This is a genomic window from Kitasatospora sp. NPDC058243 (genome assembly GCF_042882025.1).
GTDB lineage: Bacteria > Actinomycetota > Actinomycetes > Streptomycetales > Streptomycetaceae > Kitasatospora.
The window spans coordinates 1-7,147 of record NZ_JBHVWW010000130.1; the positions used below are offsets into that span (position 1 = coordinate 1).

Below are 7,147 nucleotides of genomic sequence, written 5' to 3' on the forward strand. Positions count from 1 at the left end.
CCCGGAGAGCCGGACGGCCACTCCAGGGAAGCCACGGTCGGCAAGAACCCATCAGCCACATCCGGCCCTCCCGGGCCACCTAACACCTTACGGAGAACTCATGAGCGCGTGGCGCAGGACCGTCGCGTCCCTGGTCAAGGCCGCCCTGGTGACGCACGTCGTGCTGACGGTCTTCGAGAACCTGCCCGACGACAAGCTGCCGATCAAGATGCGCCTGCCGTTCTTCCCCGACCTGCCGCAATGGCGCTTCTTCGCCCCGAACCCCGGCATCGAGGACCTGTACGTCTTCTACCGCACGCGCGCGACGCCCGCGGACGGCTGGACCACGTGGGCCGACCTGGCCATGCGGAACGAGGCGAAGCCGCTCGCCGTGCTGTGGAACCCGGGGAGCCGGGTTCCCAAGGCGCTGTTCGACATGGCATCGCAGGTGCGCACGCTCGCCTCGAACGGGGCCATGTTCGAGTGGATGCTGAACAGCGACGGGTACAACCTGATGGCCGGGGCCGTGCGGGACGCGTGCAGGAAGAGCAGCGAGTCGGGCGACTACCAGTTCATGATCGTGGCGTCCGTCCCGACCGAGGGTGCCGACGGGATCAAGCCCATCATGATCTCGCCGGAACTCGCCCTGTGAACCGGGGGAATACCGAGATGCCCGAAAGCACCAAAGGCAGCGGAACCGGCGGAAGCACTGGAAACACCGGAAACGCCGGAAGCAGCGGAAATCAGGAGATCCCCGATCTGGGCGAGAAGCGGATCCTGTTCATCGTGACCGGATCCATCAACGCCGCGCTCACGCCGTACTGGCTGCACTGGCTGCGCCAGTCGTTTCCCCGGATCACGAGCGATCTCCTGGTGACCAGGTCCGCACAGCGTTTCGTGACGCTGGACGCCCTGCGCCGACTGGTGGGCGGCGACGTGTGGACCGACGACTACGCCGACCCCTCCCTCCCGGAATCCGCGCACGTGGAGATCGGCGAACGCGTCGACGCCTTCGCCGTCTTCCCCGCGACGCTCGATTTCGCCATGCGGCTCGCCGCGGGAAACTGCAACACCCCCGCCACCATGGCGTTGCAGATCACCGAGAAGCCGATCGTACTCGCCACCGCCTTTCCGGCCGGAAATGCCGTCGTCGAACGCAACATGGAGCTCCTGCTGCAGCGCCCGAACGTCTCGGTCAGCCAAACCGTCGCGGCGTACAGCGTCGGGAAGCGAAAATGGGAGGGCGAGACCGGCTTCTACCTGCCGTCGGTCCTGAAGGAGCTGGAAGGAATGTTCGATGCGGAGGGCCGCCGGTAGCACCAGCTCCCGGTGAGCGGCCACTCCGCCCGTGGAATCCCGCGCGGCGGACCGACCACGAACGAGGCGGGCCGAGCATGAAATGGAACAGCGACGTCGCGGTCGTGGGCAGCGGGCCGAACGGCCTGGCGGCGGCCGTCACCTTCGCCCGCGCCGGGTTGCACGTGGACGTCTACGAGAGCCAGGACGAGATCGGCGGCGGCCTGCGCACGCACGCGCTCTTCGACAGCGACGTACGGCACGACATCTGCTCCGCCGTCCATCCGATGGCCGCCGTCTCGCCGTTCTTCCGCCGGTTCGACCTGTCGGCCCGCGGCGTCGACCTGCTCCAGGCGGAAGCGTCCTACGCCCATCCGCTGGCTGACGGGCGAGCCGCCGTGGCGTACCACGACCTCGACCGGACCTGCGAGGCACTGGGCCGTGACGGCGCCGGCTGGCGGCGGCTGATGGCACCGCTCATCGGCCGCAGCACCGAGATCGGGGAGCTCTTCCTCTCCGACTTCCGCTCCGTCCCCGCGTCCCTGCGGACTCCGGCGATGCTCGCGTGGCGGTCCCTGGTCCACGGGACGGCGCTCGCCACGCGCCGGTTCGCGACCGACGAGGCGGCCGCCCTCCTCGCCGGGGTGGCCGCGCACGCCGTCGGCAGGCTCCCCAGCATCGTCGGCGGGGCCGTGTCGGTCTTCCTCGGCCACCTGGCGCACAGTTCGGGGTGGCCGGTGCCGCGCGGCGGGAGCTCGGAGATCGCGGCCGGCCTGGCCGAGGACATCCGGCGCCACGGCGGGCTGATCCACACCGGTGCGCGCATCACCGAGCTGGCGCAGGTGCGCGGTTCGCGCGTCGTCATGTTCGACACCGGGCCGAAGGAGTTCTCGGCCGTGGCGGGCGACCGACTGCCCGCCGCCTACCGGCGACGACTCGGCAGGTTCCGGTACGGGCCCGCGGCGGCCAAGGTCGACTTCCTGGTGTCCGAGGCGATCCCGTGGCGCAACACCGACGTGGCCAGGGCCGCCACCGTGCACCTCGGAGGGTCGCAGGCGCAGATCTACCGCCGGGAGTCCGGGGTCGCCCGCGGCATCGACGCGGGCGACCCCTTCGTGCTGCTGGTGGATCCCGGCGTCGCCGATCCCGACCGGGTCCGCGCCGGGAAGAGGCCCGTCTGGGCCTACGCGCACGTGCCCAACGGGTACGCGGCGGACCCCACCGGCTCCGTCACGGCACAGATCGAGAAGTACGCGCCCGGGTTCAGCGAGACGGTCCTCGCCGCCAGGAGCACCAACGGCGTCCAGTACGAGGCGTACAACCCCAACTACGTCGGCGGGGACATCGGGGCCGGGGCCCTGACCCTCGGCCAGCTGCTCATGCGCCCGACCCTCCGGTGGAACCCGTACGCGACCCCGCTGCCCGGCGTCTACCTGTGCTCCGCGTCCACCCCGCCCGGTCCGGGCGTCCACGGCATGAGCGGCTACCTCGCCGCCGTCTCCGCGCTCCGCCGGGAGTTCGGCATCACCGCGCCGCCCTCGCTCGGGCCCCGTCCGGCGTCTTTGCGATGTGAACCGTGACGGCGGCGTCATCGATCGGAGAGGCTGCTCGGTAAGGGTGGTGGCGGCGGGTCCGCCCCGTGGAACCCCTGGCGCCTTGGAGGAGACCGATGTCCGCACCTGTTCAGCACCACCGGTTCGCCGTCGACGGGGACGGCAACGACCTGGGGTACGCCCTGTCGCTGCCGGACGGGTACGACGAGGGCCCCGGGCCGTGGCCGCTGCTGCTGTTCCTGCACGGCGCCATGGAGCGCGGCGAGGATCTGGCGGCGCTCGCCGTGCACGGGCCGGTGCGGCAGATCGCCGCCGGGGCGAAGCTGCCGTTCGTGGTGGTGGCCCCGCAGTGCCCGGCGCACAGCTCGTGGGTCGCGGAGGTGAGCGCGCTGGCGGCCCTGGTCGAGGACGTGGCGCGGACGTACCGGATCGACCCGGACCGGCGGTACGTGACCGGGCTGAGCATGGGCGGCACCGGCACGTGGGCGCTCGCCGCCCGGTACCCGCGCCGGTTCGCCGCCGCCGTGCCGATCTGCGGGTCCGGGCTGAGAGAGGCGGCGCCGCGCCTCGCCGCCCTCCCGGTGTGGGCCTTCCACGGCGGGGAGGACGACGTCGTCCCGGTCGCCCACACCGAGCGGGTGGTCGAGGCGCTGCGGGAGGCGGGCGGTCCGGTGCGGTTCACCCGCTACCCGGGGGTCGGCCACGACTCCTGGACGCGGACGTACGACGACCCCGAGGTCTACGCCTGGCTGCTCGCCCAGTCCCGCCGGTCCCGCAGCGCGGGCTGAGAACGCCGACGGGCCCGGCAGGCGCTACTGCTGGGGGCCGGTCGCCTGGCGGGAGCCGGTCCGGGGGCGGGTGGGGTGCGGGACGGACGCGGGCAGGGCGTGCCCGGTGCGGTCGTCGGTGTGCCAGGACTGCGACTGGAAGGCCAGGAACACCGCCGCCCACCGGCTCTCCGCCGGCAGGTGGATGAGCAGCGCGCCGTCCTGGTAGACGCCGTCGTCCGTCCGGAACCGCCCGCTGTTGCCCTGGTTCATGTGCACGTCGTGCACGCCGTTGCCGGGCAGGAAGCCGAACACCTTGTCCGGGACGCCGGGTTCGGGCCCGAAGCGCTGCCCGAAGACGTACACCGCGGCCGCCGGGTCGGCGATCGCCCGCTGGACGTGCTGGTCGAGCATGTCGGCGAGGTCGTTGTCCGGGCCCGGGAGGTCGGGCGGCAGGACGCGCATCGCCGCAGGGTCGAACAGGTGCCCGCGGACGAAGTCCAGGCTCGCCGTGCCCGGCCGGGACGGCAGCGGGTTCCAGCCGCTGCCGGCCGGCGGGAGGAGACCGGTGACGGGGTGCCGGAAGTCCTCGACCGCGAGGTAGCGCAGGTCCGCGGGGGCCTGCTGGGAGAGGACGTTGACCGCCGCGCGGTAGTCGGTGCCCCCGGCGTCGCGCAGGTGGATCTGGTAGTGCGGGGTGTCGGTGGCGCCCTCGCGGCGCCGGTCGACGGCGGTGGCGGCGAGCACGCCGTAGTCGCTGATCGGCATGGGTGTGGTTCCTCGGTTCCCTGGCTGCTGGTCCTGGTGCCTCGCCGGCCGGTCGGCCGGGGTCCCTCCGTTATCGCGCACACCGCCGACCGGGGGCTGTGGAATCCGCAGTTGTTCATCTGCCGTCCCCCGAACGGGCTTTCGCGCCGCAGAACGTTGACGTCGGGGCGCCGGCGTCCGGGGACTGGACGAGGACCGGACGAGGGCGGGCCGGTCAGTCGGCCGGTGCCGGCCTGCCCCGGCCGGGCGCGGCGTGGAAGCGTCTCGGCCGCCCCCGGAGCAGCTCGCCGGTGACGAAGGCCGTCACCGCGGCGACGATCAGCAGCGGCATCGCATCGGCGGCCTGGCCGCCCAGCAGCGCCGTCGCCAGCACCGTGCTGGTGACCGGAAGCCGGGTGACGGCCGCGCCGGAGGCGGCCAGTCCGACGGCCAGCGCGGGCGCGGTGCCGAAGCCGGGCAGCGGCGCGCAGGCCGCCCCGAGCGCGGCACCGATCAGGATCGCCGGGAAGATCGGGCCGCCGCGCAGGCTGCCCAGGGCGATCCCCCAGCCGACCGTCTTGCACAGCACCAGGGCGAGCAGCGCGCCGATCGACCAGGCCGCCGGGTCGGCCGCCAGCGCGCCCAGGGTGGCCTGTCCGGAGAGCGCGGCCTCCTCCGGCGAGCGACCGGTGAGCAGGGCGTACGCCGCGAGGCAGGCTCCGACGGCGATCGCGCACAGCACCGTCCGGACGGCGGTCCGACGAGCGGTCGGCACCGGCCGGGGGCCCGCCGGATCGCCCGTGGTGAAGGCCTTGACCCGCCGGCCGAGGGCCTGCCCGGCCACGCAGACCACGGCGATCACCACCGCCAGCGGGACGCCCCAGAGGAAGTCGCCCGGGTCCGGGACGCCGCTCTCGGGCACCCGCGGCAGCGAGAGCGCGCCGATCGACAGCCCGGTCCAGTGGCCGAAGCCGGTGAAGACCAGCGCACCGACGCCGCTGGCCAGCAGGCAGGGCAGGATCAGGGCGATCAGCCGCGGGCCGCCCAGCCCGGCCGCCTCGATCATCATCACGCCCGCCACCAGCGGGCTGCCGAAGATGGTGGAGATCGCCGCCGCCGCCCCGGCCGTGCCCAACACCGGTACCAGTTCCGGGCGTTGGGCCCGCCTGGTGGACCGGACGGCGAGCAGCGCGAGGCCGCCGCCGATCGCCATCAGCGGCGCCTCCGGGCCGAGCACCGCGCCGAGCGGCAGGCAGGCGAGCGCGGCCAGCACCACGCCGGGGACGGCGCCCGGCGGGGTGGGCGGGCCGCCCAGCCCGTCCACCGGGACGTGGCCGCCGCGCCCGGGCAGCCGGGTGACCACGGGGGCGAGCAGCAGGCCGGCCAGCAGCAGCGCGGGCAGCGGCCACCACCAGGGGGCGCGGTCGAAGCCGGCGGCGACCGGCAGGCTCTCCCAGACCCAGTGCTGGAGTTGGTGCTCCAGGCCGACGAAGCCGAAGGCGACCAGCGAGACCGGGGCACCGATCAGGGTGGCGACCAGCAGCAGGCCGAGGTAGCCCTTGCCGAGCAGCACCTGGCGCAGGGTGGGGCCACCGTTCTGCTGCTGGGGCGTCCCCGGCATCGCCGCTCCTTCGCGCTCCCGGGGCGCGCGGCCCCCGTCCTGCGACCGAGTCTCGCCCGGGGCCGGGCGGCCCGCACGGCGTGCGGCCCGTCAGCCGGGCGCCGGACGAGCGGAGTTGCGCCGTTCGGGTGAGAGCGCTCTCCGGGGCGGCTGGCGACCGGAGCGGGTGGGCGTCGACGGCGGCCGGAGCCAACAGCGGGCGGTCAGAGCCGGTGGGCGTCGCCGAGCGCGCTCTCGATGCCCTGGACCATCCGCCACAGCGGCGCCCGGCGGCTGGCGACCAGCACCACCACATCGTCCGCCCCGGACTCCCCGGACTCCCCGGACTCCCCGAACCCCCCACCCGCGCCGTTCTCGCCGCCCGGGCGGTCGTTCCAGGTGCCGGTGACGAAGGCCATCGCCGCGTCGACCTCGACCACCCAGTCGCTCTCGCCGCCCGAGCGCAGCCAGGTGCGCAGGGCGTGGTTGTGCGCGGCGACGACGGCGGCGGCGGTCACGTCGGCGCGCAGCGGGCCGTCCGGGCGGTCGGCGAACCGGCCGCGCAGGTAGGCCGCGAGCGTGTGCTCGTAGCGCCAGACCACGGAGAGCTCGTACGCCCGCAGGCCGGGGACCTTGCGGGTGAGGCGGTAGCGCTGGACGGAGAAGGAGGGCTGTTCGGCGTACATCCGCAGGACGAGCCGGGCCGCGTCGCACGCGTGCTTGACCGGGTCCTCCTCGCCGGTGCCGGACTCCAGGAACTCCGTCATCTCGGCGAGGCTGCGCTCGTGGTCCGGGAAGACCACGTCCTCCTTGGCCGGGAAGTAGCGGAAGAAGGAGCGCCGGCCGACCCCGGCGAGCGAGACGATGTCGTCGATGGTGGTCTGCTCGAAGCCGCGTTCCAGGAAGAGCTCGAAGGCCGCGGCGACGAGCGCCTCGCGCATCGCCGGCTTGGCGGGCCCGTCGTTCATGGGCAGGTCCTGCTCTTCCTTCTCGCTCATTCCCGGAACATAGCATCGGCCCCGAACGGCCGGACCGGGTGCTCGGCCCGGCCGTCGGTGCACCTCGCAGGCGCTGTTACGGCAGGTTGCGGGCCATGACGATGCGCTGGACCTGGTTGGTCCCCTCGTAGATCTGGGTGATCTTCGCGTCCCGCATCATCCGCTCCACCGGGTAGTCCCGCGTGTACCCGTACCCGCCCAGCAACT

Annotated in this window: 8 protein-coding genes; 4 read left to right on the forward strand and 4 right to left on the reverse strand. The window is 73.7% G+C overall.

Annotated features, from left to right (window positions below; genetic code table 11):
* The first annotated feature begins 100 nt into the window (after positions 1-100).
* From ACFVX9_RS39270 to ACFVX9_RS39285, 4 genes are all read left to right on the forward strand, one after another.
* Entirely contained in the window at positions 101-631 is a 531-nt protein-coding gene (locus ACFVX9_RS39270; RefSeq protein ID WP_380380795.1) for a hypothetical protein, read from the forward strand.
* Positions 632-648: 17 nt separating this feature from the next.
* The gene (locus tag ACFVX9_RS39275) at positions 649-1,296 is read left to right on the forward strand and encodes a flavoprotein (protein ID WP_387987034.1); all 648 of its coding nucleotides are present in this window, start codon (positions 649-651) and stop codon (positions 1,294-1,296) included.
* A gap of 77 nt (positions 1,297-1,373) precedes the next feature.
* A complete protein-coding gene (locus ACFVX9_RS39280; protein ID WP_387987037.1) occupies positions 1,374-2,855 on the forward strand; it encodes a phytoene desaturase family protein in 1,482 nt (493 codons plus the stop codon).
* Positions 2,856-2,944: 89 nt separating this feature from the next.
* Entirely contained in the window at positions 2,945-3,616 is a 672-nt protein-coding gene (locus ACFVX9_RS39285; RefSeq protein WP_380380789.1) for a prolyl oligopeptidase family serine peptidase, read from the forward strand.
* A gap of 24 nt (positions 3,617-3,640) precedes the next feature.
* Here ACFVX9_RS39285 and ACFVX9_RS39290 read toward each other — a convergent pair whose 3' ends face one another.
* The 4 genes from ACFVX9_RS39290 to ACFVX9_RS39305 all read right to left on the reverse strand — a co-directional run.
* Complete coding sequence (locus ACFVX9_RS39290) at positions 3,641-4,363, reverse strand: DUF2278 family protein (RefSeq protein WP_380342705.1); 723 nt, start codon at positions 4,361-4,363, stop codon at positions 3,641-3,643.
* Between the two features lie 214 nt (positions 4,364-4,577).
* Positions 4,578-5,963 carry a chloride channel protein gene (locus ACFVX9_RS39295; RefSeq protein WP_387987041.1) on the reverse strand — a complete coding sequence of 462 codons (1,386 nt, stop codon included), beginning with the start codon at positions 5,961-5,963 and terminating at the stop codon, positions 4,578-4,580.
* Positions 5,964-6,166: 203 nt separating this feature from the next.
* Positions 6,167-6,883: a TetR family transcriptional regulator gene (locus ACFVX9_RS39300; protein ID WP_387987044.1), complete on the reverse strand. Its 717-nt coding sequence runs from the start codon at positions 6,881-6,883 to the stop codon at positions 6,167-6,169.
* Positions 6,884-7,016: 133 nt separating this feature from the next.
* Positions 7,017-7,147: acyl-CoA dehydrogenase family protein (locus ACFVX9_RS39305; RefSeq protein ID WP_277952960.1), on the reverse strand; the 131-nt coding region annotated here is incomplete at its 5' end.

What these genes read in the sequence shown, in the direction of transcription:
- ACFVX9_RS39270 (WP_380380795.1), top strand. Translation starts at nt 101, where the DNA reads ATGAGCGCGTGGCGCAGGACCGTCGCGTCCCTGGTCAAGGCCGCCCTG.
- ACFVX9_RS39275 (WP_387987034.1), top strand. Translation starts at nt 649, where the DNA reads ATGCCCGAAAGCACCAAAGGCAGCGGAACCGGCGGAAGCACTGGAAAC.
- ACFVX9_RS39280 (WP_387987037.1), top strand. Translation starts at nt 1,374, where the DNA reads ATGAAATGGAACAGCGACGTCGCGGTCGTGGGCAGCGGGCCGAACGGC.
- ACFVX9_RS39285 (WP_380380789.1), top strand. Translation starts at nt 2,945, where the DNA reads ATGTCCGCACCTGTTCAGCACCACCGGTTCGCCGTCGACGGGGACGGC.
- ACFVX9_RS39290 (WP_380342705.1), bottom strand. Translation starts at nt 4,363, where the DNA reads ATGCCGATCAGCGACTACGGCGTGCTCGCCGCCACCGCCGTCGACCGG.
- ACFVX9_RS39295 (WP_387987041.1), bottom strand. Translation starts at nt 5,963, where the DNA reads ATGCCGGGGACGCCCCAGCAGCAGAACGGTGGCCCCACCCTGCGCCAG.
- ACFVX9_RS39300 (WP_387987044.1), bottom strand. Translation starts at nt 6,883, where the DNA reads ATGCGCGAGGCGCTCGTCGCCGCGGCCTTCGAGCTCTTCCTGGAACGC.